The 25,343-nt window shown below is 70.0% G+C and carries 22 protein-coding genes; 8 read left to right on the top strand and 14 right to left on the bottom strand.

Annotated features, from left to right (window positions below; translation table 11 throughout):
* The first annotated feature begins 18 nt into the window (after nucleotides 1-18).
* From ACTWPT_RS16225 to ACTWPT_RS16200, 6 genes are all read left to right on the top strand, one after another.
* Nucleotides 19-1,152 carry a PP2C family protein-serine/threonine phosphatase gene (locus ACTWPT_RS16225; RefSeq protein WP_443178194.1) on the top strand — a complete coding sequence of 378 codons (1,134 nt, stop codon included), beginning with the start codon at nucleotides 19-21 and terminating at the stop codon, nucleotides 1,150-1,152.
* On the top strand, nucleotides 1,149-2,294 hold the full coding sequence (locus ACTWPT_RS16220; protein ID WP_443178193.1) for a sensor histidine kinase: 1,146 nt from the start codon (nucleotides 1,149-1,151) through the stop codon (nucleotides 2,292-2,294). Before ACTWPT_RS16225 ends, ACTWPT_RS16220 begins: the two co-directional genes overlap by 4 nt.
* Nucleotides 2,287-2,748 (top strand): response regulator, encoded by a 462-nt coding sequence (locus ACTWPT_RS16215; protein WP_443178192.1) that lies wholly within the window; start codon nucleotides 2,287-2,289, stop codon nucleotides 2,746-2,748. The genes ACTWPT_RS16220 and ACTWPT_RS16215 overlap by 8 nt, the downstream gene beginning before the upstream one ends.
* A 180-nt stretch (nucleotides 2,749-2,928) precedes the next feature.
* Complete coding sequence (locus tag ACTWPT_RS16210) at nucleotides 2,929-3,717, top strand: hypothetical protein (protein WP_443178191.1); 789 nt, start codon at nucleotides 2,929-2,931, stop codon at nucleotides 3,715-3,717.
* A gap of 12 nt (nucleotides 3,718-3,729) precedes the next feature.
* Entirely contained in the window at nucleotides 3,730-5,631 is a 1,902-nt protein-coding gene (locus ACTWPT_RS16205) for a fumarate reductase/succinate dehydrogenase flavoprotein subunit (protein ID WP_443178190.1), read from the top strand.
* Nucleotides 5,628-6,380 carry a succinate dehydrogenase/fumarate reductase iron-sulfur subunit gene (locus ACTWPT_RS16200; RefSeq protein WP_443178189.1) on the top strand — a complete coding sequence of 251 codons (753 nt, stop codon included), beginning with the start codon at nucleotides 5,628-5,630 and terminating at the stop codon, nucleotides 6,378-6,380. The genes ACTWPT_RS16205 and ACTWPT_RS16200 overlap by 4 nt, the downstream gene beginning before the upstream one ends.
* Before the next feature lie 58 nt (nucleotides 6,381-6,438).
* Here the strand turns inward: ACTWPT_RS16200 and ACTWPT_RS16195 are convergent, their stop codons facing one another.
* The 11 genes from ACTWPT_RS16195 to ACTWPT_RS16145 form a co-directional block, all read right to left on the bottom strand.
* A complete protein-coding gene (locus tag ACTWPT_RS16195; RefSeq protein ID WP_443178188.1) occupies nucleotides 6,439-7,698 on the bottom strand; it encodes a hypothetical protein in 1,260 nt (419 codons plus the stop codon).
* Nucleotides 7,699-7,773: 75 nt separating this feature from the next.
* A complete protein-coding gene (locus tag ACTWPT_RS16190) occupies nucleotides 7,774-9,276 on the bottom strand; it encodes a hypothetical protein (protein ID WP_443178187.1) in 1,503 nt (500 codons plus the stop codon).
* Nucleotides 9,277-9,352: 76 nt separating this feature from the next.
* Complete coding sequence (locus tag ACTWPT_RS16185) at nucleotides 9,353-9,751, bottom strand: (deoxy)nucleoside triphosphate pyrophosphohydrolase (protein ID WP_443178186.1); 399 nt, start codon at nucleotides 9,749-9,751, stop codon at nucleotides 9,353-9,355.
* A 13-nt stretch (nucleotides 9,752-9,764) separates the two neighbouring features.
* Nucleotides 9,765-10,859 (bottom strand): C40 family peptidase, encoded by a 1,095-nt coding sequence (locus tag ACTWPT_RS16180; RefSeq protein WP_443178185.1) that lies wholly within the window; start codon nucleotides 10,857-10,859, stop codon nucleotides 9,765-9,767.
* Nucleotides 10,859-11,476 (bottom strand): hypothetical protein, encoded by a 618-nt coding sequence (locus ACTWPT_RS16175; RefSeq protein WP_443178184.1) that lies wholly within the window; start codon nucleotides 11,474-11,476, stop codon nucleotides 10,859-10,861. Before ACTWPT_RS16175 ends, ACTWPT_RS16180 begins: the two co-directional genes overlap by 1 nt.
* A gap of 2 nt (nucleotides 11,477-11,478) precedes the next feature.
* The gene (locus ACTWPT_RS16170) at nucleotides 11,479-13,746 is read right to left on the bottom strand and encodes a type IV secretion system protein (RefSeq protein WP_443178183.1); all 2,268 of its coding nucleotides are present in this window, start codon (nucleotides 13,744-13,746) and stop codon (nucleotides 11,479-11,481) included.
* A complete protein-coding gene (locus ACTWPT_RS16165) occupies nucleotides 13,743-16,220 on the bottom strand; it encodes an ATP-binding protein (RefSeq protein ID WP_443178182.1) in 2,478 nt (825 codons plus the stop codon). The genes ACTWPT_RS16170 and ACTWPT_RS16165 overlap by 4 nt, the downstream gene beginning before the upstream one ends.
* Before the next feature lie 47 nt (nucleotides 16,221-16,267).
* Entirely contained in the window at nucleotides 16,268-19,351 is a 3,084-nt protein-coding gene (locus tag ACTWPT_RS16160; protein WP_443178181.1) for a TcpE family conjugal transfer membrane protein, read from the bottom strand.
* A gap of 55 nt (nucleotides 19,352-19,406) precedes the next feature.
* A complete protein-coding gene (locus tag ACTWPT_RS16155; protein ID WP_138665184.1) occupies nucleotides 19,407-19,670 on the bottom strand; it encodes a hypothetical protein in 264 nt (87 codons plus the stop codon).
* A 63-nt stretch (nucleotides 19,671-19,733) separates the two neighbouring features.
* The gene (locus ACTWPT_RS16150; RefSeq protein WP_443178180.1) at nucleotides 19,734-20,453 is read right to left on the bottom strand and encodes a conjugal transfer protein; all 720 of its coding nucleotides are present in this window, start codon (nucleotides 20,451-20,453) and stop codon (nucleotides 19,734-19,736) included.
* Between the two features lie 623 nt (nucleotides 20,454-21,076).
* Complete coding sequence (locus ACTWPT_RS16145; RefSeq protein WP_443178179.1) at nucleotides 21,077-21,403, bottom strand: hypothetical protein; 327 nt, start codon at nucleotides 21,401-21,403, stop codon at nucleotides 21,077-21,079.
* Between the two features lie 203 nt (nucleotides 21,404-21,606).
* Between ACTWPT_RS16145 and ACTWPT_RS16140 the strand changes: the two genes are divergently transcribed.
* Nucleotides 21,607-21,873 (top strand): exodeoxyribonuclease VII small subunit, encoded by a 267-nt coding sequence (locus ACTWPT_RS16140; RefSeq protein ID WP_443178178.1) that lies wholly within the window; start codon nucleotides 21,607-21,609, stop codon nucleotides 21,871-21,873.
* A gap of 147 nt (nucleotides 21,874-22,020) precedes the next feature.
* Here the strand turns inward: ACTWPT_RS16140 and ACTWPT_RS16135 are convergent, their stop codons facing one another.
* A complete protein-coding gene (locus ACTWPT_RS16135; RefSeq protein ID WP_443178177.1) occupies nucleotides 22,021-22,434 on the bottom strand; it encodes a nitroreductase family deazaflavin-dependent oxidoreductase in 414 nt (137 codons plus the stop codon).
* 83 nt (nucleotides 22,435-22,517) lie between these two features.
* Here ACTWPT_RS16135 and ACTWPT_RS16130 point away from each other — a divergent pair, with 83 nt between their 5' ends.
* On the top strand, nucleotides 22,518-23,120 hold the full coding sequence (locus ACTWPT_RS16130; protein ID WP_443178176.1) for a TetR/AcrR family transcriptional regulator: 603 nt from the start codon (nucleotides 22,518-22,520) through the stop codon (nucleotides 23,118-23,120).
* Between the two features lie 101 nt (nucleotides 23,121-23,221).
* Here the strand turns inward: ACTWPT_RS16130 and xseA are convergent, their stop codons facing one another.
* Both xseA and ACTWPT_RS16120 read right to left on the bottom strand, forming a co-directional pair.
* Nucleotides 23,222-24,433, bottom strand: coding sequence for an exodeoxyribonuclease VII large subunit (gene xseA / locus ACTWPT_RS16125; RefSeq protein ID WP_443178175.1), 1,212 nt, complete (start codon nucleotides 24,431-24,433; stop codon nucleotides 23,222-23,224).
* 26 nt (nucleotides 24,434-24,459) lie between these two features.
* Complete coding sequence (locus tag ACTWPT_RS16120; RefSeq protein ID WP_443178174.1) at nucleotides 24,460-25,329, bottom strand: hypothetical protein; 870 nt, start codon at nucleotides 25,327-25,329, stop codon at nucleotides 24,460-24,462.
* Nucleotides 25,330-25,343: the final 14 nt, after the last annotated feature.

The raw sequence follows: 25,343 nt of genomic DNA, 5'->3' as shown, positions 1-25,343 counted from the left end.
TCCTGGTGAGGCGATTTGGTGACAGCAAATCTCTCCGAAACGCTGACGCTGCTCCTCCTCGAGGACGACGACGGCGACGCGTTCCTCGTCGAGGAGCTGCTCCAGCAGGCTGTAGCGCCGCCGAAGATCTTCCGGGCGCGGAGCCTCCAGGAGGCCAAGACCAAGCTGACCTCCAAGATCCAGTGCGTGCTCGTCGACCTCTCGCTGCCCGACGCCTCCCGGCTGGAGGCGCTGGAGGAGGTGCTGGCGCTGGCGCCGCACGCGGCTGTGCTGGTGCTCACCGGGCTGCGCGACGTCCACGTGGGCGTCGCCGCCGTGCAGGCCGGGGCGCAGGACTACCTGGTCAAGCAGGACATCGACGCGCGGCTGCTGGCCAGGGCCATCAGGTACGCCATGGAGCGCAAGCGGGCCGACCAGACCCAGCTCAGGCTCGTACAGGCGGAGCTGATCGCCAAGGAGAACGCCAGGATGCAGCGGGGCCTGCTGCCCGTCGCGCTGCTGAGCACCGACGCGATCGAGCACACGACGCGTTACCTGCCGGGCAGCGGCGGCACGCTCGCCGGGGACTTCCTGGACGCGGTGCAGACGCCGGACGGCGCGGTGCACATCGTGGTGGGCGACGTGTGCGGGCACGGTCCCGACGAGGCCGCGCTCGGCGTGGCGCTGCGCATCGCCTGGCGTACGCTGGTGCTGGCGGGGCAGACCGATGACACGTTGCTGCGCACGCTCGACACCCTGCTTCGGGCCGAGCGCAAGGCGCCGGAGATCTTCACGACCCTGTGCATGGCGACGATCACCCCCGACCTGAGCCACGCGATGATGCGCGTGGTCGGGCACCCTCCGCCGGTGCTGGTGCGCGACGGCACCGTCGAGGTGGTGGACGGCGCCCCGTCCGGCCCGCCGCTCGGGATCTTCCCCGACGCGGAATGGTCGATTATCGACGTGCCGCTGGGCGAAAAGTGGTCGATCATGCTCTACACCGACGGCCTGATCGAGGCGGCGGTGGGCGAGCGCAACGAACTGCTGGGCGTGGAGGGCCTGATCGACCTCGTACGCCGGCACGGCGCGATCGACCTCGACCGGCTGATCAGGCATGTGGGCACACTGAGCGACGACCTGGCCGTGGTCCTGGTGAGCAGGAGGAGAGAATGAGCATCCATCCGCTGCCGCCGCCCAAGGAGCCTGTGGGGCTGGGCCGGCTCCCGGTCGCCCGCTGGTTCCTGTTCATCGGCGCGGTGGCCGGCGTGGCCTTCACGGCCGGGGTCGTGGTCACCATGCTGATGCTCAGCCAGGCTCAGGCGCTGAATCCCAAGCCCGACGTGGCCGCCCAGATCGGGCGGCTGAACGCGGCGTTGATCGTGCTGTTCGCGGTGCTGCTCGGCTGCGGCGTCGGACTGGCGATCATCGTCCGCTACGCCGTGCTGAAGCCCATCGACCAGCTCGGCGACCAGGTTCGCAAGGTCGCCGCCGGCGACTTCGACCACACCCTGCACGTGGACCGTCCGGCGGAGCTCGCCGAGCTGTCCAGCCACCTCGACGCCATGCGCGACCGCATCGTGTCGGCCTGGCGCGTGGCCGCCGACCAGGCCGAGGAGCTGCGCAGGTCGAACGGCGAGCTGGAGCAGTTCGCGTACGTGGCCAGCCACGACCTGCAGGAGCCGCTGCGCAAGGTGGCCAGCTTCACCCAGATGCTGGAGCAGCGCTACAGCTCGGAGCTCGACGAGCGGGCCAGGCAGTACATCCACTACGCGGTCGACGGCGCGAAACGTATGCAGCTGCTGATCAACGATCTGCTGGACTTCTCCAGAGTCGGCCGGGCCACCGGCGAGCGCATCGTGACCGACTCGGGCGAGGCGCTGAGCCAGGCGCTGGAGAACCTGTCGGCCACAGTGGAGGACTCCGAGACCACGGTCACCAGGGACGACATGCCGAAGGTCAAGGGCAATCGGCTGCAGCTGACCCAGCTGTTCCAGAACCTGATCGAGAACGCGATCAAATTCCGCTCCGAGGCGCCCCCGCGCATCCACATCGGGGTCGAGCGCTCCGGCGACATGTGGCAGTTCAGCTGCTCGGACAACGGCATCGGGGTCGAGTCCAAGTACGCCGACCGTATCTTCCTCATCTTCCAGCGTCTCCACCCCCGGGACGTGTATCCAGGGACTGGCATCGGCCTGGCACTGTGCCGCAAGATCGTCGAATACCACGGCGGACAAATGTGGCTCGACAACAGGGTGGAGGGCCAGGGTGCGACGTTCCGCTGGACGCTACCCGCGGCTGGAGATGACGATGACTGATTGGCGCCCGATCGAGGTGCTCCTGGTGGAGGACGACCAGGGGGACATCTTGCTGACCAAGGAGGCCTTCGACTTCAACAAGGTACGCAACCGCCTCAACGTGGTGAACGACGGCGAGCAGGCGATGGCGTACCTGCGCCGGGAGGACGGCTACGCGGACGCGCCACGCCCGGACCTCATCCTGCTGGACCTCAACCTGCCGCGGATGAGCGGCATGGAGGTGCTGCAGGAGGTCAAGGCGGACAACACATTGCGGACCATCCCGGTGGTGATCCTGACGACGTCGGAGGCCGAGGAGGACATCCTCCACAGCTACCGGCTGCACGCCAACGCCTATGTGTCGAAACCGGTGGACTTTGAGCAATTCATCCGGGTTGTCCGGCAGATCGATGATTTTTTTGTGACTGTGGTTAAGTTGCCCACGCAGGGGCAGCGCCCTGACGGGCCTACGTGACAGGAATCACAGCCAGTCATCGAAAAAGTGAGTGACCCCGCTCACAAATATCGATGCGGTCGTCGTAACGTATCCCCCACCAACGCGCGCTTGATACGGATACCGCCCGTACGCGCGCCCAGCGAAACGAACCACGGACCCGCCGCGCGAAAGGGTCCGCGGGAGGTGGAGAGGTCCGCGATGACCCAGACGACGCCCGAAGCCCCGCTCCGAAGGCAGCGTGCGCAAGTCAAGGTGCGCACGCTGCGCACGGACAGATGGTGGCTGACCCCGCTGCTGACATTCCTCGGGCTCAGTTCCTTCCTTGTGTACGGTGTATGGGCGATCATCGACACGAGCAACTTCGTCGAGCCGTACGTCGCCCCCTTCGCCTCACCCTGTCTGACGACCCAGGCGGTGTGTGACGGCGCGAGGCTGTTCGGATGGGCGCCGATCGGCGACTGGTACGCCCTGCCGCCGGGGCTGCTCATCCTCGGCCTCCCGGGCGGATTCCGGTTGACGTGCTATTACTACCGCAAGTCGTACTACCGCTCGTTCTGGTTGTCGCCGCCCGCGTGCGCGGTGCAGGAGCCGCACGGCAAGTACACCGGTGAGCGGCGCTTCCCGCTGATCCTGCAGAACGTGCACAGGTACTTCTTCTACGGGGCTATCGTGATCGGCCTCATCCTGGCCTACGACGCCGTCCTGGCGCTCGTCCACAAGCCGCTCGGCCTGGGCACCTGGATCCTGATCGCCAACGCCGTCCTGATCAACCTGTACTCGCTTTCGTGCCACTCCTGCCGGCACATCACGGCGGGCCGGCTCAACCACTTCTCCCGTCACCCGCTGCGTTACCGGGCCTGGACGTTCGTCTCCAAGCTCAACGCCAAGCACCAACCCCTCGCGTGGGCCTCGATGTTCTCCGTCATGGGCGCCGACCTCTATGTCCGCCTGGTGGCCAAGGGCATCATCGCCTTCCCGTACGCGTAAGGACAGCTTTCAGTGGACAACTCGCTTAACACAGAGCGTCACGAATACGACGTCGTCGTCATCGGCGCCGGCGGCGCGGGGCTACGCGCCGCGATCGAGGCCCGCCAGCAGGGCAAGCGGACGGCGATCGTCTGCAAGTCGTTGTTCGGCAAGGCGCACACGGTCATGGCCGAGGGCGGCGCGGCCGCCGCGATGGGCAACGTCAACTCCGCCGACAACTGGATGGTGCACTTCCGCGACACCATGCGGGGCGGCAAGTTCCTCAACAACTGGCGGATGGCCGAGTTGCACGCCAAGGAGGCTCCCGACCGGGTGTGGGAGCTGGAGGCATGGGGCGCGCTGTTCGACCGCACCAAGGACGGCAAGATCAGCCAGCGGAACTTCGGCGGGCACGAGTACCCACGGCTCGCACACGTGGGCGACCGTACCGGGCTGGAGCTGATCCGCACGCTGCAGCAGCGCGTCGTCGCGCTCCAGCAGGAGGACTACGAGAACCACGGCGACTACGAGGCCTACATCAAGGTCTTCTCCGAGTGCACGGTCACCCGGCTGCTCAAGGACGGCGACCGGATCTCGGGCGCGTACGGCTACTGGCGCGAGTCCGGAAATTTCATCCTTTTCGACGCGCCAGCCGTGGTGCTGGCCACCGGCGGCATCGGCAAGTCCTACGTCGTCACCTCCAACTCCTGGGAGTACACCGGCGACGGCCACGCCCTGGCCCTCCTGGCCGGCGCGAAGCTGATCAACATGGAGTTCATCCAGTTCCACCCCACCGGGATGGTCTGGCCGCCGTCGGTGCGCGGCATCCTCGTCACCGAGTCCGTCCGCGGCGACGGCGGCGTGCTGCGTAACTCCGAGGGCAAGCGTTTCATGTTCGACTACATCCCCGAGGTGTTCAAGGACAAGTACGCCACCACCGAGGAGGAGGCCGACCGCTGGTACACCGACCAGGCCAACAACCGGCGCCCTCCGGAGCTGCTGCCGCGTGACGAGGTCGCCCGCGCGATCAACGCCGAGGTGAAGGCCGGGCGCGGATCACCGCAGGGCGGCGTGTTCCTGGACGTCTCCACCCGGCTCCCGGCCGAGGAGATCAAGAAGCGGCTCCCGTCGATGCACCACCAGTTCAAGGAGCTGGCCGACGTCGACATCACCGCCGAGCCCATGCAGGTCGGCCCGACCTGCCACTACATCATGGGCGGCGTCGAGGTGGACGCCGACACCGGCGCGGCGGCCGTACCGGGCCTGTTCGCGGCCGGCGAGGTGTCCGGCGGCATGCACGGCTCCAACCGGCTGGGCGGCAACTCGCTGTCCGACCTGCTGGTGTTCGGGCGCCGGGCGGGCGCCGGCGCGGCGGCGTACGTGGACGGGCTCCCCGCCCGGCCCAAGATCGCGCCCGAGCAGGTCGACGAGGCGCACGCCGAGGCGGTGACGCCGCTGGGCCGCGACGGCGAGAACCCCTACGAGGTCCACCACGAGCTCCAGCGCACGATGAACGACCTCGTCGGCATCATCCGCAAGGCCGAGGAGGTCTCCGAGGCCCTGCAGGTCGTGGAGAAGCTCAAGGAACGTGTGCGCCTGGTCGGGGCGGCCGGCTCGCGCATCTACAACCCCGGCTGGCACCTCGCGATCGACCTGCGCAACATGGTGCTGGTGTCGGAGTGCGTGGCCAAGGCCGCGTTGCTGCGCGAGGAGAGCCGCGGCGGCCACACCCGCGACGACTTCCCTGGGATGAACCCGGACTGGCGCCGCAAGCTGCTCGTCTGCTCCACCGAGGACGGCTCGACGGTCAAGGTCGAGGAGAAGGTCCAGACGCCTATGCGCGACGACCTGATCACCCTGTTCGACCGGGGCGAGCTGAGCAAATACCTCACCGACGGAGAGATGACCGAGTTCGACGGGATAGCGAAGGCATGAGCTACAAGGCAAAGTTCAAGGTCTGGCGTGGTGAGGGCGGCGAGGGCAAGCTCGAGGACTTCACCGTGGAGGTCAACGAGGGCGAGGTCGTCCTCGACATCATCCACCGGCTGCAGGCCACGCAGGCGCCCGACCTCGCGGTGCGGTGGAACTGCAAGGCCGGCAAGTGCGGCTCGTGCAGCATGGAGATCAACGGTAAGCCGCGGCTGGGCTGTATGACCCGCATGTCCACCTTCGAGGAGGACGAGACCATTACGGTCACGCCCATGCGGACGTTCCCCGTCATCAAGGACCTCGTCACTGACGTCTCGTACAACTACCAGAAGGCCAGGGAGGTCCCCTCGTTCACGCCGCCGGCCGAGGTGCGGCCCGGCGAGTATCGGATGAAGCAGGTCGACGTCGAGCGGTCCCAGGAGTTCCGCAAGTGCATCGAGTGCTTCATGTGCAACAACGTCTGCCACGTGATCCGCGACCACGAGGAGAACAAGACCAACTTCTCCGGTCCCCGCTTCCTCATGCGGATCGCCGAGCTGGACATGCACCCGTATGACGTGGCGGACCGGCAGGAGGCGGCCCAGGAGGAGCACGGGCTGGGCTACTGCAACATCACCAAGTGCTGCACCGAGGTCTGCCCGGAGCACATCAAGATCACCGACAACGCGCTGATCCCGATGAAGGAGCGCGTGGCGGACCGCAAGTACGACCCGCTGGTGTGGCTGGGCAGCAAGATCTTCAAGCGCGCCAAGTAAGCCGGCACACGGTTCGGGGGCTGGACGGGTGTCCAGCCCCCTTCTCGTTGTCCAGCGTCTACTCGGAGCGGCGGCGGAAACGCTCGCGCTCGGAGTCCGGCATCTCCTTGGTCGGCTGCGGCTGCGGCTGCGGCTGCACAGCCGTCACGTCCTCGTCGGCAGGCAGGTACGGCGGCGGCTCGTAGTCCTGCGCGGGCCGCTGCGGCGGCTCGAACAGGGACGTGCCCTGCTCCCACGGCTCGGAGTCACCGGGCTCCGCCGCGGAGGCCGGACCAAGCGGATGCTCCTGACCGTCCTCGAACGGGCTGCCACCGCCCGCCGGGATGTCGACCGGGGGAACCAGCGGCTCGAACGGGTCGCGGTACTCCTTGGCCTGGGGCGGCTCGTGGTTGTAGGAGTCGAACTCGTCCGTGACCAGCACCACGGGAGGGGGCTCGGAAGGCGCCGGGGGCGGTGGCTCCTGCGCGTAGCCCTGCGGCGGGTACGGGTGGCCGACGTCCTGGTAGATCTGGCCGCTCGGGTACGTCTGCACCGGCACGAAGCTGATGATCGGCGCGTACGCCGTGCCACTCGGGTATCCCGGACCTGCCGGGAAGCCCGCCGCGGCGTATCCCGGACCGGCCGGGTAACCGCCGGGCGGCATGTCCGGACGCCCGCCCATCTGCGGACCCGCCTTGCGTACGGCGGCCGCGTGGGCCATGCGGCGCAGCCTGCCCTCGAAGATCAGCACGGCGAAGAGCGCGAGCAGGACCAGGACCAGCGCCGGGATGCTGAGCTTCTGCGTGAGCGTCCGCTGGTCGAACTCCGGCGCCGCGCCACGCAACTCCAGCGGCACCTCCTCTGAGGCGGCGGACTGCGTGTCTGTAGGGACCACGGGGGCGGTCGTCGGCGGCGCGGCCGTTGGCATCTCGACGGTCGCCTCAGGTGTGCTCGACGCGGAGGTCGGCGGGGGCTCGACGTTCTGCGAAGGCACCGGCTGCAGGTTGTCCGTGGGAGTGGTCTGCGGCGGGGTGGCCGGGGGCGTGGTGGACTGCGTCGGCGTAGGGGTCTTGCTGGTCTTCTTCGGAGACGCGGTGACGGTCTTGGTGACGGTCGTCTCCGGGTCACCCTCGGGCGTCGGCGTGCTTAAGGTGGTGGTCACCGTGACCGTGGTCTGCGGGTCGGACTCGCACGCCGGGTCGGCGACGTCGCAGGGCTCGACGGGAGGGTCGTACGCCGTCGCGGACGCGCTCTGCACGATGAATGGCGTCGCTCCGGCGCCGGTCAGTCCCAGCGCCAGGACGATCGCGGACACGGCCGTCGCTCGCCTGCGTGCCACCGGTGCCCTCCGCCGTCATCCCGGAACCATGGTCAAGGGAATACTAGTCGGGTCAAAGTAACAGTAAAGACCGGATTACAACACCATTCTACGCGTCCGGCGCTTTTGTACCGTGACAATGAGCCACAGGGCCCCGAGCAGCGTCCCGATACCCCCGATGACCATCGCATGCCCCATGGGCCCTTTCAACGGGTTGCCCTGTCCGGTCGGCCGGGTCGGCTTCGTGGCGGCGGCCATTTCCCACGGCAGGGGCGCGGCCCCCGGCACGGCCTCCGTCCCGGAGAACCCGGCGATCTGGGGAGACGGGGTGGTGCCGGGCGCGGGCGATGCACCGACCGTGGGCACGGCGCCAAGGCCATCTTGCAGTACGCCGGGAAGCTCCTGAGCGGTGGCCTGCGGCAGGGTCAGCTCGAGGTCGGGTGCGCCGGCTTCGGCCGTCCGGCGCGTCTGCGTGTCGGGTGCGCCGGCTTCGGCCGTCCGGCGTGTCTGCGTGTGGGCCACGCCGGTCTCCCGTCCGGCAGCCGGCAGGCTGGGGTCGGCGAGCTTGACCGCGTCACCGCCGATCGGCGGTGCGGTGCCGATGACCCGCATGGCAACGGTTCTGCGCATGGTCGTCAGGCCGTCGTCCGGCTCGGACCGCATTGTGGCCACCGCCGCCAGCACCACCCTCCGCGCCCCCTCCGGCGTCGTGAGCGTCACGTCGACGGATCGTTCGCCGGCGACTTTCCCCAGCCTGCACACGTGCACTCCGAGCAGCGCACCGTCGGGGTGAGCGGGGGTCCCCATGGCGGCCAGCGCCCGTGTCGCCAGCGCCCGCGCGGGCAGTGCCAGGGCGCGGGGGGCGACTGCTGTCGCGGCCGGCCCACTCGGGGCGGGGCTTTGCGCGCCAGCGCCCGCCGACGTGCTCAGCCCGCCCTCACCCGACCCGATGGCCACCGGCCCGCTGGGCATCGGCCCACTGGTCGCCAGCCCACTGGTCGCGAGGCCGCTGGGCGCGAGGCCGCTGGGCGCGGGGACCCCGGTCTCCGAGCCGACGGCCGCAAGACCGCCGGACTCCGGACCAAACGGAGCAGGACTGCCGGACTCCGAACCAAAGGGAGCAGGACCGCCGGACTCCGAACCAAAGGGAGCAGGACCGCCGGACTCCGGACCAAAGGGAGCAGGACCGCCGGACTCCGGACCAAAGGGAGCAGAGCTGGCGGACTCTGGACCAAGGGGAGGAGGGCCGACGGAGGCCGAGCCGAGGGGAGCAGGGCCGACGGAGGCCGAGCCGAGGGGAGCAGGGCCGACGGCGGGCGGGCTGGGGACGGGATGAGAGGCCTGGCCTGCCGACGATACGCAGGCCACCTCCGACAACGCCTCCACCGGGCTGGCGGCCACCGCCACCCTGGCCCCCTTGGCCATCCCGTTCAGCCGCACCCTGAACCGCTGCACGTCCCCGGTCCTGACCCACTTCCCCACACCGTCGTCGTCCCGGCTCATCCGCTCCACCACCATCGAGACCCCGGTCGCGGCCATCGGCACGGACGGCACAGCCGCCAGTATCAGCACACCGGCAAGAATCCAGCCACGACGCATCACTCCCACTCCCCCGCTGCGACACATGACCCGTTACTCACGTCTAGTAATCACTATGTCACAGAGGGTGACATACTCAGTCCGGCGGGATCAGACTCTCCACGGTCTTCATGATCGGCAGATCGGCCCCGAGCCACTCCACGTCGAAATACTCCCCCGGCGCCAGCCACCGCAGCGCCAGATGCTCTCTGGGCTCGGGCGTCCCAGAAGCGATCGAGGCCAGCCAGACCCGCAGCACGTACCCCTTGGACAGCGGCCAGTCACCGCCCACCCGCGCGCCCACCGCGATCTCCACGCCGAGTTCCTCACGGCACTCCCGGATCAGCGCCTGGACCTCGTCCTCGCCGGGGTCCACCTTGCCGCCGGGGAACTCCCAGCCACCGGCGAGCGCCACCGGCGCCGCGCGCTGGGCGGCCAGTACCCGGCCGCCCTCGGCGACGATCACCGCCGCCACGACCACTACGACCTCGCTCATACGTTGCGATTCCTCATAGGGAAGGATCCTGCAATTTCTTCAGCTGTTCGAGCACGTCGGAGTTCTGCAGGGGGCGGGTGAATCCGACGCGGTTGCCGCGGGACTCGTAGCTGGTGACCTTGATCGGCCCGCACAGCCGGCACCTGGCCTCGAGCATCTTGCCCTTCGACACCACCAGCCCGACGTGTCCGGGGTTGTCGGCCGAGGTGCCCGGCCCCGCGTTGAAGAACACCAGATCGCCCGGCTGCTCCTCACCCTCTAACACCTTCACCCCGAACGGCCACTGCAGGAACGTCGTCCGCGGGATCGTCAGCCCTGCCTCCCGGTAGGCCGCGTAGATGACGCCGGAGCAGTCGTACGCGTCCGGCCCCGTTCCACCCCACAGGTACGGCTTGCCGCGCTGGGCCAGCGCATACTGCAGGATCTTGGCCACGACGTCGTTCGGCGCGGCCTCCACCAGCGAGTCGTCGCACTCCTCCTCGGCCTGCGGCGGCACCTTCACATCCCCGGACTTGGCGTATTTCCTGGCGATCTCCTCGACCTGGTCGACGTACCACCAGGCGCGGTTGTAGACGAACAACGCCTGCCGCACGTTCTCGGGCGCCCCATTGCGCTTGAGCATCTTCGCGGCGCCGAGGATCGCGTCGGCTGGGTTGTACACGTCGCCCACGCCGTCACCGTCACCGTCGGAGGCGTAGCCGTTGAACGTCGACGATATCGGGATCCTGGCCTTGCCGCCCCACGTGGAGATCAGAAACTGCATCGGCCCGGCCGCGCCCGCGGAGTTGGTGCCACTCCTGACGCCGGGCAGCTTGGAGCGGCCGTGGTCGGTCTCGCGCTTGCCGACGGCGGCCAGGATGTTCCACTGGACGCCGATCTTGTCGCCGTGCTCCTTGTACAGCTCCAGGTACCCGGTGGGGATGTCGGCGGTGGCCGAGTCGGAGGCCTCTTCCACCTGCGCGGTGTCCGCACAGTCGATGGAGGTGCGGCCCTCGCTGAGGAACGACGGCATCGAGATCAGCAACATCGGCGAGACCACGACCAGGGTCAGCAGCAACCCTCCTGCCAGGCCGATCAGCAGGGCTAGGCGCGTTCGCGAGACGTTCATCACTCGTCCCCGAACTGGCCCTCGGCCGCCGGCATCATCTCGAAGATCCGCCAGTCGGTTCCGGACTGGCTGACCGTGACCGCGTACTCCTCGGTGAGCTGCTTGTTTCCGCTCTTCGCGGCGACCTGCCTGGTGCCGACGACGACGAAGACGATGGAGTTCTTCTCGATCTGCCTGATCTCCTTCAGCCTGGCCGTGGCGGTGGAGACGACCTCGTCGTTGCGGTTCTGCTCGATGGTGCCCGCCGACGTCATCGTGCGGGTCAGCATGTTGCCCAGCTCAGGCGTGGTGTACGCCTTCACCCGGTCGGCGTAGGCGGCCGGTTCCTCGTCGTACCTGAACGTGCCGTACGCGGCGGTGAACCGCTCGGCCACATCCGCCGCCGCGGCCAATTGCTCCTTCTTCATCGGCAGATAGTTGAAGACGTCGAACGGCGCGGTGCTCGCGGTCGCGAGCGGCGTGCCGGAGGCCACGGCCATGCTGGTGGCGCGGGTGGCCTGCGGCACGGGCTGGGCCGGGTCCTCCGTGTCGGCCCACGTGAGGTAGATGCCGACGGCGGCGATGACCACGACGATGGCGGCGAAGGCCAGCCCCCGCCTGTCACCTGGCTGCGCCATGTTCAGTCCTTGTTCGGTTTGAGCCAGAAGGGCACGGACGGGTCATCGGAGCCACCGTTACGGCTACTGCGCAGCCACAGCGGCGGGGCCTCGGACGCGCGCGGGGCCGGCTCGTCGGAGCCGCCGAAGATGCGGGGTCCGCCCGCCCTGGGGGTGCCGTTGGAGCCGCCGCCGCTCGGCCTGGCGCCGCCTGAGCGTGAGCCGCCGCCCGAGCCGCCGAACAGGCCGCCGCCTCCCGAGCCGCGTGAGCGGGAGCCGCCCGAGCCGCTGAACCTCGAGCTCCGCGACCCGCGGGCGGAGCCGGTACGCGAGCCGCCCGCCGAACCGCCGCCGCCGCGTGACGCCCAGCCACCGCCCGACCGGCTGCCGAACCAGCCACCGCCCGATGACGAGCCCCCGCCGGAAGACGAGGCACCCCCGCTCGCCGGAACGCCGCCCGCCCGTGGGCCGCCTGTGCCACCGCCTCGTGTGCCGCCCGTGCCACCCACCCGGGGCCCCCCGGCGGCGGGACCCCGGGTGTGGGCCGCACCGCCCAGGTTGAGCGGCGGCGCGGTGCCTCTGCGCGGCTCCGTCGCCGCCCGGCTGCCTGCCTTGCCGCCCTGCGGGTCGGTGTCGAGCGGAGCGGCGGTGGCCGGGATCCTGGTGCCCGAGGAGGCGCCTTCGCCTTCCTCGGCGCGTACCCGGGCCTGTCCTGCCGCCGCGGCCGTCGTGGCGGCCGCTCCAGCTGGATTGGCCGCAGTAGCCGCCCTGATGAGGGGCTCGGCCTTACGCAGCCCCCAGCGGCCGATCCTGGCCGACGCGACCGGCGGCAGCACACCCGCCGAACGTTCGAGCACGGGCGAGCTCGCCGCATCGCCCAGCATGCGGGTGGCGACCGTGTGGCCGTTGATCGAGGCGAACAGGTGCTGGAACGGGCGCCGGTAGAAGAACACCGCGATCGTCAGCAGGGCCATGAACAACACCTGCATGCCCCATGGCATGGCCGTGGAGATGATCAAGGCGTACCCGTACACGAGCACGCTCAGCACGATCGTCAGCACGGCCTGTCTGAGCAGTGTGCCGATGAGCATCTCCACCCAGCGCAGGGCGACGATGCGGCCGCTGCCCGGATGCACGCCGATCAGCAAGAATATCGGTCCCAGGATCAGCAGCAGGAGGAAGCCGACCTTCAGCACCAGCAGCGAGACCGCCACCAGGAAGATCAGCAGGCCGGCCACGATGGCGGCGATGAACGCGCCGACCGCCACGCCGAGCCTGTTGGACCAGTCGCGGCCGGAGAAGACCGTGTAGCGGGGGTCGTTCCTGAGCTTGTCGGCCAGCGAGGAGTATTCCTGCTGGCGGGCCCCCACGTCGGGGGCGGGCTGGCCGGCCACGGCAGGCGGGATCGACTGCATCTCCAGCACCTTGCGGCCCCAGTCGCGCACAATGGGCTGCTGCGGGTCGGCGGTGCCGAACAGGCCCACCAGCCATGGCTTGCAGACCAGCGTGGACCACAGAGCGTCGGCGTTCTGGTCGATGCCCGGCGTGCCGGTCTGGCCGTACCCGCCGGCCCTGACCTCCGGGGTGGTGGCGCCGGGTGGCGGCAGGCAAGAGGCGCCGCCCGCACCGGGCAGGCCGGAGAAGGCCGAGTTGACGACCTCGCCGGTCTTGTCGGTGACGACCTTGCCCATGCCGGTGAAGTCGCCGGGACGGCTGAAGAACCAGACCGCCACGGTGACCGCCAGCACCATCCAGATCACGCCCTCGGTGGTCGTGGTGGCGCGCTTGCGGATCAGCCCGTACCAGGCCAGCCAGATCGCGCCGAGGATCACGACCGGCTGGAGGAAGTCCCAGTACATGGCGTCGGCGAGCCTCATGACGATGTCGTCGACGACGTCCTTGATCGCCTGAAGCGGTCCTTCGGTCGCCGCGGCCTGGTACGTCGTGATCGTCAGCCGGTCGATGGCCTTGGCCGCGGTGAAGATGCCGTTGGCCCACATGTTGCCGAGCACGGCGACGTACTCGGAGCAGCCCAGCTCATGCGTGTGCCAGAACTGGCCGCTCATGCCGAACTGGCCGTAGTTGGTGGTGGGCGCCCCGGTAGCCGGGATCGGCGGCTGCATCAGGCCGTCGGTGCCGCCGCCCACCACCTCGGGGGTGAGCGGGCCCGACAGGTCACAGGGCGCCGCGGCGGCCGGCGCGGACGCGCCTCCGATGACCAGCGGCACCACGAGGATGCCGGTGACCAGCGCGAGAACCAGCGCGATTCGTCGGGATAGCCGGATCTTCATGACCGTACCTCCTGCGCCCTGCCCACGCCCCCTTGAAGATCATCATGCCCGTTGCCGTCGGGTTTGTCGTGTGTCGGGTTCGTGTCGAGCCAGCGGAGAAGTTCCTCGGAGATCAGGTCTACTCCGATCCGGCCTGCCCTGCCATCCAGATCGCGGAATACGCATTCGCCGTTTCCCAGCGAGCGCAGCGCGGCCTTGTGCTCTTCCGACGCCTCCACCCCCAGCAGGGACATGACGTGGTCCACCTCCACCCGTTCGGTGGACCGGAACGCGAAGACGGACGACAGACAGTTGGTCACCTGCTCGTTCAGCAGGTCTCCCGCGTTCTGCGAGACCAGCACGAGGGCGGTGTTGCGGGAGCGGCCCATCCGGCTGACCTCGGGCACCAGCTTGGCGCCTTCGGGAGTCGAGGTGATCGCCCACGCCTCGTCAAGGAAGATCGCCTTCGGGGCGCGCCGGTCGAGGCCGTTCATGAGCCGGCGCGCGAACTGCGACACCAGGTAGAGCAGGGCCACCGACAACCGCTGCTCGTAGGAGTAGTCCTCCCTCGTGGTCGCCACGTCGGGCAGCGTCAGCCCGCCCAGGGTGAACACGGTCGTCCACCCCTCGGTGTCGATCTGGTCGCCGCCAGAGGGGTCGAAGCAGAGCCTGGCCAGGTGCATCTCCGACATCGAGCGCAACACCGCGCCCAGGTTCTTCGACGCCGGGTCCTCGGCCTGCTCCAGGTGGTCCACGACCTTGCCGAGCGACGGGTCCGGCGCGTTGGAGACCGCGGCCACCGCCTGGATCATCGCCGACTCGCGCTCCTCCGACATGCGCGGCAGCAGCAGCCGCAGCGTCTCGGTGGCCATGGTCTTCTTCGCCGCGATGTCGTCGCCGAACGAGAACGGGTCGAGCAGGCCGGGCGCCGCCGAGCCGAGCGGGATGATCCTGGCCTTGCGGCCCCGCTTCTCCAGCAGTCGCACGAGGGACTCGGCGTCGCCCTTCGGGTCGATCACCGCGACCGTCACGCCGCGCAGCGACATCTGGTAGATCATCAGCAGGGCGAGCGTGGTCTTGCCGCCGCCCGGCTCGCCGGTGATCGCGATGGCGGTCGGCCGGTTGCGGGTGGCCGCCACCAGCGGGTCGAAGTGCACGATGCTGCGCGCCCTGCCGACGGTCTCGCCGATGTACGGGCCGAGCCAGCCCTCGCTGCCCTCGCCCAGCCGGTCGCCGAGGTCCACGGTTGCCGTGGCCATGCCGCCGGCGATCGTACGGAGCGGCTGGCGCTGGGCGTAGGCGTTGATGCGTACCTTCTCGCCCGGCAGCGCCTCGCAGAACAGCGAGAACTGGTCGCCGGTCGAGTTGACCACGTCGATACCCATGTCGCGGTAGTGCTCGACGACCGCCTCGACCCGCTGCACGCAGATCTCCTCGGTCGGGGCCGACACGATCAGGCGGTGCCAGCCGTACACGAAGGGCAGCCGCTCCTTCGTGATGCCGTGCTCCAGCATGCGGGCCGCGTCGATCTGCTCGGCCAGCGCCAGCGGCGCCTCCGCGCCGGCCTCGCGGATGTGATGGTCCATGTCGCGGGCGTGCGCGAGCTTGCGTGCCACGTCCTTCGACGCCTTGACCGGCGGGATCAGCCGCATCCGTGACGAGACCTCCACCGGGAACGCCAGCTGGTCGGCGAAATGCAGCCACGGCTCGCCGTCGGGGAACGGCATCAGGTCCGGGAAGCGGGCGAAGGACAGGTAGGCCACGTACGAGTCGCCCAGCGGCTGCACGATCCGCAGCAGCGACCTGCCGTTGTGGATCTCCCCCTCGACCAGCGACTCGATCTCGCCCTTGCCCCAGCGCCGCCGCGGGCTGGCCGACGGCGGCGGGTCCGCGAGCGCGCCAGCGGCCGCGTGCTGGAACAACCACGCCACCTCGACGGAGGTGGCGTGCCGGGCGTAGAGAGCGCTCGATGCGAGCGCTCGGCCCAGGCGTTCGGCGTGTTCGGTCCACCGCCCTATCTCGCTGTCGGGTACGTGGTCGTCCTCCATGCCGAGCGCCTTCTCGGTCTTCTGGTAGAAGCCGAGCAGCTGGGCGAGCACGCCGCTGCCGAGTTGTTTGCCCCGCGGGCCCAGCCGCACGCCAAGGTAGACCTCCTTGGTCCAGAAGTCCTTGGCCCAGACGTGCCGGTACATCTCCTCCAGGTAGTCGCGCCAGCCAGGCCCCTCGTCGGACGTGGCGTTGAGCGCCATGGCCCACTCGGCCGCAGGGTACGTGCGGTGCGCGACCCTCAGGTGGACCTCGGCGTCGGGCATCCTGATCGCGGCCAGCGCGATCGTGATGTTGGTGGCCAGCGCCTCACGCTCCTCGGGCGTGACGAACTCATAGCTGACCGTCGGGAGGCGGAAGTATGCCCATGCGCAGGTGTCTGTGAGCAGGATGCGGTCGTCGAAGTAGCGGACCGCGAGGCGCTGGTGCGCTCGGGACGCCCTGCTCATGCCGCCCCCTCAGCGCATGAACGGGGCAGGCCTGCTCGCTTGTTCACTTAACGCTCACCGATTCTCGTGCCCGGGGGGTCACTCGCCAACTCCTCTTCGCTCGGTCGTACGGTCTGTGTCGCGAAGCCCGCGACCACGACACCGGCGAGGGCGAGATAGGCCCGCCGCCCGGCCGCGCGCAACTGCCCGGGGTCGACGATCTCGGCCCCGCCGGGCGCCAGATCGTCCTCCCAGGGGACCCTGACGATGGCCCGGCACCTGCCTCTGGCCACCGACTCCGCCTGCTCGACGTCGGCCATCGAGCGCCTGCTCACGCCGTTGACCACCATGACCGCACGCCTGCGCAGCTCCGCGCAGCCGTGCCCGTCGAGCCACTCGTACGTCATGCCCACCGCCTCCGACGCCTCCTCGCTCGCCGGGACCACCAGAACGAGCTGGTCCGCGTACGGAAGGAGCCGGGCCGCCAGCGCGGCGGCCGGATCGATCACGGCCAGCTTGTAGTGGCGGTCCAGCAGGCGCATGGACTCGCCCAGCCGGTGGTCGGAGAAGAAGGACCGGTCCGCGAGGCGCTGCTCGGCGCCCGCGTCGGTGTCCGCGCTGATCACTTCGAGCCCGGAGGCCGTCCGCGTGGTGTATCCGCGCATCGTGAGATAACCGCTGACCCGGTCGAGCCCGGACAGCAGCGAAGTGAGAGTTTCCGGGGTTTCCGGTTGGATTCTGCTGGTCAGGGTGGTGCCGCCGGTGTTGGCGTCGACGGCCACGACCCTGTCGTCGCGGTAGGTGGCGAGGGCGTGGCCGAGCATGAGGGCCGTGATGCTCTGCCCGGCGCCGCCGGTGCAGCCCAGGACGACGATCCTGCGGCTGCCGCTGAACACGGCCCTGGCCCTGGCCTCGTCGATCTCCGACCCGTCGGTCCGTACGTTGTTGCCGCCGACGACCACTTGAGCGATCCGCCGCCAGCCGCCGGAGTCCCGCCCGATCACGGACTCGACCCTGCGCACCCGCGTCTCGCCAGGCCTGGGCACCGGCACCGGCTCCACAAGCCCATCAAGCGCCCCGGCCCCGCCCCTGGCCGCCGGGGACCGACCGTGCGCCGCTGCCGCGGGGTCACCGGCGGAATCCGGCTCGGACCTCGGCCGATCCGCCGTCGTGCTCTCCTCCGTAGTGGCGTGGTCATCTGACGGGACCGGCGTCAACCTGGGCCGGTGGTGTGCCTCGGTCGGCGCCGACGGGCCGCCCGGTGCGTCGGCGGGCACACCTTGCGGGTGGGTTCCGGCACCCTCGGACGGCGCGTCGCCCACCGCAGCCGGCCCGCTGGGCGCATCTGCCGCCGTGACCTCCTCGCTCGGGGCGTCGTGCCAGCCGGGCTCTTGCTGGTCCGGGTGGTCAGGGCGGGTGGCCCCGGGACGGGGCAAGGGCTTGGCGTTCGGGTTGAGCGGTGGCCAGACCCGTTGGGTGCCCGACACCACCAGCGCCGGTCCCAGCCTGGGTGGCTGTCCCTTCCTGTGCTGGTCTCGGGCGACCTCGTCCTCGCGCCGCTCGCCCTCGGCCCGACCGGCCGTCTCCCTACGGCCGGTCGCCGTGTCGGCCGGCGCGTCCGCGCTGGCCGCGAGTCTCCTCAGCCGCCGCAGGGCCTCGGTGTCGATCGGCTTGCCTGCGGCGGGCTTGCGACTCCCACCGGTCTTGATCGGCACGATCGCCCCAGCCGTGTCCTCCGCCTCGCCGGGCACTTCTTGATCTTCCCTGCGCTCGGCATCCTCCCGGGCCCCGCTTTCCCGCCCGACGCCCTCATGAGAACGGCTCTCACGGCTCGCGACCTCCCGGCCACCGGGCTCACGAGCCGTGGTCACATCGTCCGCGTCCTCAGCACCCGTGGCCGCACCGACTGCGCCCGCAGTGCCCGTAGCCGCATGGCCCGCCTCAGGAGCCGCGGCCGCATGGCCGGCAGGCTCTGGGCCCGTGCCCGCATGCGCCCCGGTCTCTGGGCCCGTGCCCGCATGCGTCCCGGTCTCGGGGGTCATGCCCGCATGCGCCCCCGTCTCGGAGGAGGTGCCCGCGTGGGCGCCGGTCTCGGGAACCCCGGTCGCCCTGCCGACGGTCTCGCGGCCCACGGACTCACGGCCGGGGGTCTCGCGGCCGGGGGTCTCCTCGCTGGCGGTCTCACGACGCGCCGCGTCGCCCACGGCCGCCTCGCGGATCGCCGCCTCGCGGATCGCCGCCTCTCGGAGCGCCGCCTCTCGGAGCGCCGCCTGTTGGGTCGCAGCCTCCCTGACCGCGCCCTCACGGGCGGACAGTCGCCGGCCGCTCGGCCCCTTGCCGCCGGCCCTGCGACCGCTGTCCTTCCTACCGGTGTCCGTACGGTCGCTGTCCCTGCCGGGGTCCGTCCTCCGGCTGTCTCTCCGGTCTGCCGGCTCGCGCTCGAGCCGCGCCTGTGGCGCTGCCGTACCGGGGCCGTCGTCCCCATGCACGACCACCAGCGGTAGGTCCTGACGGCGCCCAGGGCCTCCGGAGAGCCCTTCCTCGTGCCGGGCCGGGGCAGGAGCCGGCTGACGTGCCTGAGCCTTGAGAGCGGGCGCTGCGGCGCCGCGGCGGGAGCCCCAGCCGCTGCGGGTCGCAGCGGGCTCGGCGACCGGAGCCTGGCCGGCCGCGGCGGCGGCGGCCGCGACGGCGGGGCGTACCTGGCGAGGCCCGGCGATCCGCTGGTCCTCGCGCCTGCGCTGCGGGTGACGGGACTTGCCCGGCCGCTTGGACTTGGCCCGCGCGGGGGCGGTACGCCACACACGCGCGGAGAAGGTGACCGTCTCGGGTTCGGCCAGGGGCGTCAGGCGGTACCAGGCCTTCGGCTCTCCCAAGTAGCGGAGGTGGGACTCGAGGAGCTCGGTGAGCCGCTTGCCCTCGATGACGGGGCGGGTCGACAGCCACGTCACTATCCCCGGCGGCACCAGGAACAGGACGTGCCACGGCATCGCGACCGGCACGCCCACCAGGATCAGCAGGAGGGACCACGGGATGAACACTCCGACGAAGACGCCGATCCAGACGATAGGCAGCGGCATCGGCAGCCGTAGGTCGTACAGCTTGTAGAGCCGCTTCTCTATCCGCCAGATGTTCGTATACGTGGGCAGGTCCACCCGGTCCTCCTCTCCGCCTGCTCGTGTATGACCGCCGCCGGACGGTCTCAACCACTTATCTGATGCCCAGTGCGCCCGCGATTGCCTTCGCCGTCACCTCGATGATGTTGGGAACGTAGAAGATCACTCCGATGGCCACGGCCAGGATAAGGAATTGCACGAATCGCGTGATCTCGCGGGTGAAGAGGAAGAAGAGCGCCACCACCGAGACGACGACGAGGAACAGCGGAGCGAAGAACGCGCGCAGGAAGTCGGCGAGCCCTCCGGTGTCGATGCCGGTCGACGTGGGCGTCGGCGACATTTCGATCAAAGTGAGCATTACGGTCTTCACGATCACTTCTCGTCCTCCCGGGGGGTACCGATCGGCAGCGCGGCCGGGCCTCTAGTCAACGACCCGTCCGGCGCCGCGGATGTCGGCGACGAACCACTTGTCGCCCTGCTTCTCGACGGTGAGCCGGTAGGCCTGCTCCAAGCGCGCGCCGACCGCGGCGGGGTCGGTCGCGTTGGGGGTGGCCTGGGCCTCGCCGTTCGGCACGACCCACACGACGACCGCCTGGATCTCTCGAGTGGCACCCCCCACAGGCACCACGACTTTCTTGAGCTCTGCGAAGGTGAAGGCGCCGCCGAAGCTCGGCAGGGACTTGCCGGCGGCCACGTAGCGCTGCAGCCCGGCGGCGTCGCCGGACGCGTAGTCCTTGAAGAAGCCCTCCAGCTGCGGTTTCAGTTCGGCGGCTGCCGCGTCGTCGGTCTCCGGCGGCGCCACCTGGGGCAGCTCGGCCGGAGCGGGCGCGGGCAGGACGGCCGGGCGGCCGGACACGACGAACCTCTTGGCCTCGTCGTCGCCGGAGTAGTAGATCGGGACCGACAACATCAGCCTGCGCGGGCCGGATTGGAAGGCGACGCTGACCACCGCGTTGTGGGCGTCGGCCGTCTCGATGTCGTACGGCTGGATGGCGACGGCCGCCAGCTTGCCCACGCCGTCCCAGCCCATTCGCGGATCCGAGGCGTCGGGCAGGAACGCCGCCAGCTTGCGTGACCTGCTGGCGTCGTCTTCGGGGCTGAAATTGAGATAGACCCCGGCGAACTGGGCGGCGAAAGCCATGCCACGGTCCACCGGGAATCCGTTGTTCGCTACTGCGGCGCCATTGGGCGTTACCGCTTCTTGCTGGGTAAACCGCTCAAATGGGGCACGGATCCCATTCACCACGATAACCACGATAAGCGCCCAGAGAATGATGCGGCCGGTCCACACCAGCCACCGCCCGCCTCCGCCGGACCAGCCGCCACGGCGCGGCCTGCGGGGTGGCGGCGCGTCGAAGTCAGCGGTGTCCAGGGTTGCGGAAAGCCCGGGCCCGTCAGCGATCCGAGGATCGTGCTGGACGGTAGACCTACGAGCCATCACGCCTCCGCTCGCGCCGATCCCCCCGGCTGGCGCGGTGTCGTCCGTTACCGATCCCCATCATCCGCGGTGAAGTAGTCACCCTATCCGGTCTCCGCCATTCTTCCAGGAAAGCCACGCCCATGCTGCAGGCATGACAGCCCTCACGGCAAACCGGGGCAGGATGACAGGCCCCAGTGCCGATTCCTGTCACTTCCCGGTCGAATCAGGTTTTGACCAGGCCAGACGCCTAAATCGCCTAGCCCTGCAGCCATGGATTCCTGACCAAAATAGGCATGGACTCTCACGCCTTGCGCATTCGGCATGGGGGGCGGGCGGAGGGTACGTCAGGCGGGTTCCGGGTCCTGGGTGGGCCGCCCCTGCCGCCTGCTCTGCAAGTCCACCACCGTCGTCCGGCTCTGGAGGTCCACCACCGTGGGACGCACCGACCGCTCGAGCGAGCCGCGCAGGTCGGCCAGCATGTCGGCGGTGTCGCTCTCGCGCATGCGGCTGGCCATCTCGTTGCGTTCGTCAACCTTCCTGCGGAGGTAGGCCTCCCGGTTGACGCGCAGGCCGTACATGAGCTCGACCCTGATCAGGGCGAGCTCCTCTTCGAGGCTGATGCCCGCCAGCGTGGGCGCGGGGCGTCGTTTCCGGATGATGCGACGGATCATGAGGGGCCTCCCGAGTCAGCGTGAACGCCGTGACGATTCGACGCGCAGGGGCCCAAAGTGGTTGACGCATCACTTGTCCCGGGATCAGACATCAGAGCGCTCCAGAAGTCAGACGCCGTAGCAGGCAATCGCTGCCATCCATCGACGGCGACTTAGCGTAGCGAATGAACACTCTGAGTTAGTGGATTGACGCTGCGCGGCGGATGTCGGCCGGCCCGTCTAGGCTGGTGGCCGTGGCAGCAGACGAGAAGGCGCCCTCATACGAGCAGGCCCGCGAGGAGTTGACCGAGGTGGTGCGCCGCCTGGAGACGGGCGGGCTCACGCTGGAGCAGTCGATCGAGCTCTGGGAGCGCGGGGAGAAGCTGGCGGCGGTCTGCGAGGAGTGGCTCCAGGGGGCCAGGGTCAAGCTGGCCGCCGCCATGGCCCGCCGCTCGGAGCCCACCTCAGGCGCCGACGACGCACCTTTCTAAGCGCCGCGCCGACGCCCTGCCCCCGCGGCCGCGCCGACGGCCCTGCCCTGCGGCCGCGACGCGCCCCTCCCGACGGCCCGCCCTCCCCGAGGGACGCCACCCCGACGCGCGCCTTCCTGAGGGCGTTCTGACGTCGAGGTACGTACGTCAGGCGGCCTGAGGCAGCAGCGCCACCACGGGGATGCGGCGGCTGGTCTTGGCCTCGTACTCGGCGAAGCCCGGCGCCTGCGCCACCATCCTGGCGTAGAGCTGGTCACGCTCCTCGCCGTTGATGAAGACGGCCTTGGCCTCGAACGTCTCCGTGCCGACCTCGACGGTGGCCGCGGGCGTCGCCCGCAGGTTGTGATACCAGGCGGGGTGGTTGTCCGCGCCTGCGTTGGAGGCGATGACGACATAGCGCTCGCCGTCCGCGAGATACATCACCGGCGTGGTGGCCGGCCGGCCGCTCTTGGCTCCCGTGGTGGTGAGCAGCACCAGCGGCGAGCCCTCGAACATGCCGCCGACGCGGCCTTCGTTGGCCCGGAACTCGTCGATGACCTGCTGGTTGAACTCGTTGGGCATTGTCAGCTCCTCAAAAATCGGAGAGATCTCCGGTTCGGAGACTAATCGGAGAACTCTCCGGTTACAAGCTGTATGCTCCACCCGTGTGCGGACGTCGATCGTTGCCCCTCGTCGGGCAACCTCAGCCGGAACGGGCCGACGCCGCACGCAACCGGCAGAAGATCATCGAAGTGGCGGGCCGGATGATCGCCGATCGCGGCGCCGCCGAGTTGTCGCTCGACGAGGTGGCCCGGGTGGCCGGCGTCGGCGTGGGCACCGTCTACCGGCGCTTCGGCGACCGGAGCGGACTGATCTTCGCGCTGCTCGACGAGCGGGAACGGCGGTTCCAGTCGGCGTTCTTCGCCGGCCCGCCGCCGCTCGGGCCCGGCGCCCCGGCCGGCGAGCGGATCACGGCGTTCCTGCACGCGCTGGTCGATCGCATCGTGGGACAGCAGGAGCTGTTCCTGCTGCTGGAGCAGGGTGGCAAGAGGGGCGGGTTCAGCGGCCCCTACCGGGTGCACCACATCCACCTGGCCACGCTGCTCGCCGAGGCCTGCCCGCACGCCGACGCGCCGTTCCTGGCCGACGCGCTGCTCGCGCCGATCAACGCCCGCCTGATCGCCCTGCAGACCGAGGAGCGCGGCATGACGATCGACGAGATCAAGTCCGGCCTGACGGCACTCGCCGCCGCCGTCACCTGCTCGTAGGACGCGTGCTCAGGTCATGAGGCAGAGCAGGTTGCCCTCGGAGTCCTTGAACGCGGCCATGCCGCCGTCGAGGTCGAAGAAGGCCAGCCCGGGCAGGCCCGCTACCCGCCGTCGTTTTCCACCCGAACGGTAAGTCTGTCGTCGGGCAGGCGGATCGTCAGCCGGGCGCCGGGCGCCACGTCCTTGGCCAGGCGCACCACCTCGCCCGACGGGTGCTGGACGATGGCGTACCCGCGCTCCAGCGTGGCCGCCGGGGACAGCGCGACCAGGCGGGCCCGCAGGTGGACCAGGTCATCGTCGGCCCGGTCGAGAGAGCCGGACAGCGAGCGCCTGGCCCGGTCGCGCAGGGACTCGACCTGCTCGGCCCTGCGCTCGAGCTCGCGTACGGGGTCGGCCAGCGACGGCCGCGAACGTACGGACGTCAGCCAGGACATCTCGCGGTCGAGCCAGCCGCTCACCACCCTGCGGCCCCGGTCGCGCAGCTGACGCACCAGGGTGAGCTGCTCGCCGACGTCGGGCACGACCTTCTTGGCGGCGTCGGTGGGGGTGGACGCGCGTACGTCCGCCACCAGGTCGAGCAGCGGACTGTCCTGCTCGTGGCCGATCGCGCTCACGACGGGCGTGCGGCAGGCGGCCACCGCGCGGACGAGCGTCTCGTCGGAGAACGGCAGGAGGTCCTCCAGAGAGCCGCCGCCGCGGGCGACGACGATCACGTCGACCTCGGCGTCCGCGTCCAGCTTGCGGAGCGCCTCGGTCACCTCGCCCACCGCGTAGGGTCCCTGGACGGCCACTTCCTCAACCTTGAACCGCACGGCGGGCCAGCGCCGGCGGGAGTTTTCCAGCACGTCGCGCTCGGCCGCAGAGTCGCGGCCGCAGATGAGCCCGATCGTGCCCGGCAGGAACGGCAGCCGCCGCTTCCTCTCGGCGCCGAAGAGCCCTTCGGCGGCCAGCAGCTGCCTGAGCCGCTCCAGCCTGGCCAGCAGCTCGCCCACGCCGACCGGCCGGATCTCCAACGCGGTGAAGGCGAACGAACCCTTGTTGACCCAGAAGTCCGGCTTCACCTGCATCACGACCCGGGCGCCGTCGACCGGGCGCGGCACGGCCGCCTCGTAGACGCCGCGCGGAGCGGTGACCCTGGCGGACACGTTGGCGACCGGGTCGCGCAGGGTCAGGAACACCGTGCCGCCGCGAGCGCTCAGATCGGTGATCTGGCCCTCGACCCAGACCGTGCCGAGTCTCGCGATCCAGCCGCCCACCATCTGCAGGACGGTGCGGATCGGGAGGGGGGACTCGGGCGAGGTCTTCTCGGTCATGGCGGAAGACTACGGGCTCGCTCCGACTACTCCCCGGCCTGCAGCTTGGCGAGGCGGTTCTCGAACATCCGCACGACCTCGGGACGGCCCTGGGTGGCCCGCTCGTAGGCCAGGAAGTCGCCGATCTGCTCGGCGGTCTTGCCGCGCATCCTGGCGCGCAGGGAGGCGACGGTCATCTCGTCGTAGCCGGGCAGCGGCTCGACCGGCTTCGCGACCTGCTCAGGCGCGGCAGCGGGCGCTTCCGCGACCGCCGGCTCGGCGACGGCCTCCGGAGCGGCGGACTCCTCGACGGCAGGCTCGGCCACGGCCTTGGGAGCGGCGGGCGCCGCCTTCGGCTCCACGGCGGGAGCGGGCTCGTCCACGACCTTCGTCTCGGCGGCGGGCTTGGGCGTCGCCTTCGTCTTGGCCGCGGGCTTCGGCGTCGCCTCGGTCTTGGCCGCGGGCTTCGGCGCCGTCTCGGGCTTGGCCGCGGTCTCCGTCTTGGCGGCGGGCTCGGTGGCGGGAGCCTCGGGCTCGGCGGTGGCGACCGCCTCCTCCTTGCCCGCCGGCGCGAAGATGACCGGGTCCGGCTTGGTCTTGGCAGCGCCGTTCGGCTCGGCGGTGCCCGGGCGCGGCGCGAAGATGACCGGCTCCTTACGGGCCGGCTTGTCCTCTGCCGCGGGCGCGGCCACCTGCTCGGCGGCGGAGGGACGGGAGACCTGCTCCTCCTCGCGCTCCTCCTTGGCGCCGAGGCCCTTGATGGAGTTCTTCACCCGGTCCACCAGCAGCAGCGCCTGCCCGGCTGCGCTGAGCGTGGACTGGATGACCATGAGCGGAAGGTCCTTGGCCTTCTCCTTCAGCTCGTCCTTGTTGGTAACGGTCTTGGTGATCTTGCGTATCACGTCGCTGAGGGACATGACGTCTCCCTGGG

The sequence above is a fragment of the Nonomuraea sp. 3N208 genome (assembly GCF_052245935.1).
Taxonomy (GTDB): domain Bacteria; phylum Actinomycetota; class Actinomycetes; order Streptosporangiales; family Streptosporangiaceae; genus Nonomuraea.
This window is presented reverse-complemented; position numbering and strand designations above follow the sequence as displayed.

Excerpts from the sequence above, each read along its gene's own strand:
- ACTWPT_RS16220 (WP_443178193.1), top strand. The coding sequence starts at position 1,149 with ATGAGCATCCATCCGCTGCCGCCGCCCAAGGAGCCTGTGGGGCTGGGC.
- ACTWPT_RS16215 (WP_443178192.1), top strand. The coding sequence starts at position 2,287 with ATGACTGATTGGCGCCCGATCGAGGTGCTCCTGGTGGAGGACGACCAG.
- ACTWPT_RS16210 (WP_443178191.1), top strand. The coding sequence starts at position 2,929 with ATGACCCAGACGACGCCCGAAGCCCCGCTCCGAAGGCAGCGTGCGCAA.
- ACTWPT_RS16200 (WP_443178189.1), top strand. The coding sequence starts at position 5,628 with ATGAGCTACAAGGCAAAGTTCAAGGTCTGGCGTGGTGAGGGCGGCGAG.
- ACTWPT_RS16190 (WP_443178187.1), bottom strand. The coding sequence starts at position 9,276 with ATGCGTCGTGGCTGGATTCTTGCCGGTGTGCTGATACTGGCGGCTGTG.
- ACTWPT_RS16185 (WP_443178186.1), bottom strand. The coding sequence starts at position 9,751 with ATGAGCGAGGTCGTAGTGGTCGTGGCGGCGGTGATCGTCGCCGAGGGC.
- ACTWPT_RS16180 (WP_443178185.1), bottom strand. The coding sequence starts at position 10,859 with ATGAACGTCTCGCGAACGCGCCTAGCCCTGCTGATCGGCCTGGCAGGA.
- ACTWPT_RS16175 (WP_443178184.1), bottom strand. The coding sequence starts at position 11,476 with ATGGCGCAGCCAGGTGACAGGCGGGGGCTGGCCTTCGCCGCCATCGTC.
- ACTWPT_RS16170 (WP_443178183.1), bottom strand. The coding sequence starts at position 13,746 with ATGAAGATCCGGCTATCCCGACGAATCGCGCTGGTTCTCGCGCTGGTC.
- ACTWPT_RS16165 (WP_443178182.1), bottom strand. The coding sequence starts at position 16,220 with ATGAGCAGGGCGTCCCGAGCGCACCAGCGCCTCGCGGTCCGCTACTTC.
- ACTWPT_RS16155 (WP_138665184.1), bottom strand. The coding sequence starts at position 19,670 with ATGCTCACTTTGATCGAAATGTCGCCGACGCCCACGTCGACCGGCATC.
- ACTWPT_RS16150 (WP_443178180.1), bottom strand. The coding sequence starts at position 20,453 with ATGGCTTTCGCCGCCCAGTTCGCCGGGGTCTATCTCAATTTCAGCCCC.
- ACTWPT_RS16145 (WP_443178179.1), bottom strand. The coding sequence starts at position 21,403 with ATGATCCGTCGCATCATCCGGAAACGACGCCCCGCGCCCACGCTGGCG.
- ACTWPT_RS16140 (WP_443178178.1), top strand. The coding sequence starts at position 21,607 with ATGTCGGCCGGCCCGTCTAGGCTGGTGGCCGTGGCAGCAGACGAGAAG.
- ACTWPT_RS16135 (WP_443178177.1), bottom strand. The coding sequence starts at position 22,434 with ATGCCCAACGAGTTCAACCAGCAGGTCATCGACGAGTTCCGGGCCAAC.
- xseA (WP_443178175.1), bottom strand. The coding sequence starts at position 24,433 with ATGACCGAGAAGACCTCGCCCGAGTCCCCCCTCCCGATCCGCACCGTC.
- ACTWPT_RS16120 (WP_443178174.1), bottom strand. The coding sequence starts at position 25,329 with ATGTCCCTCAGCGACGTGATACGCAAGATCACCAAGACCGTTACCAAC.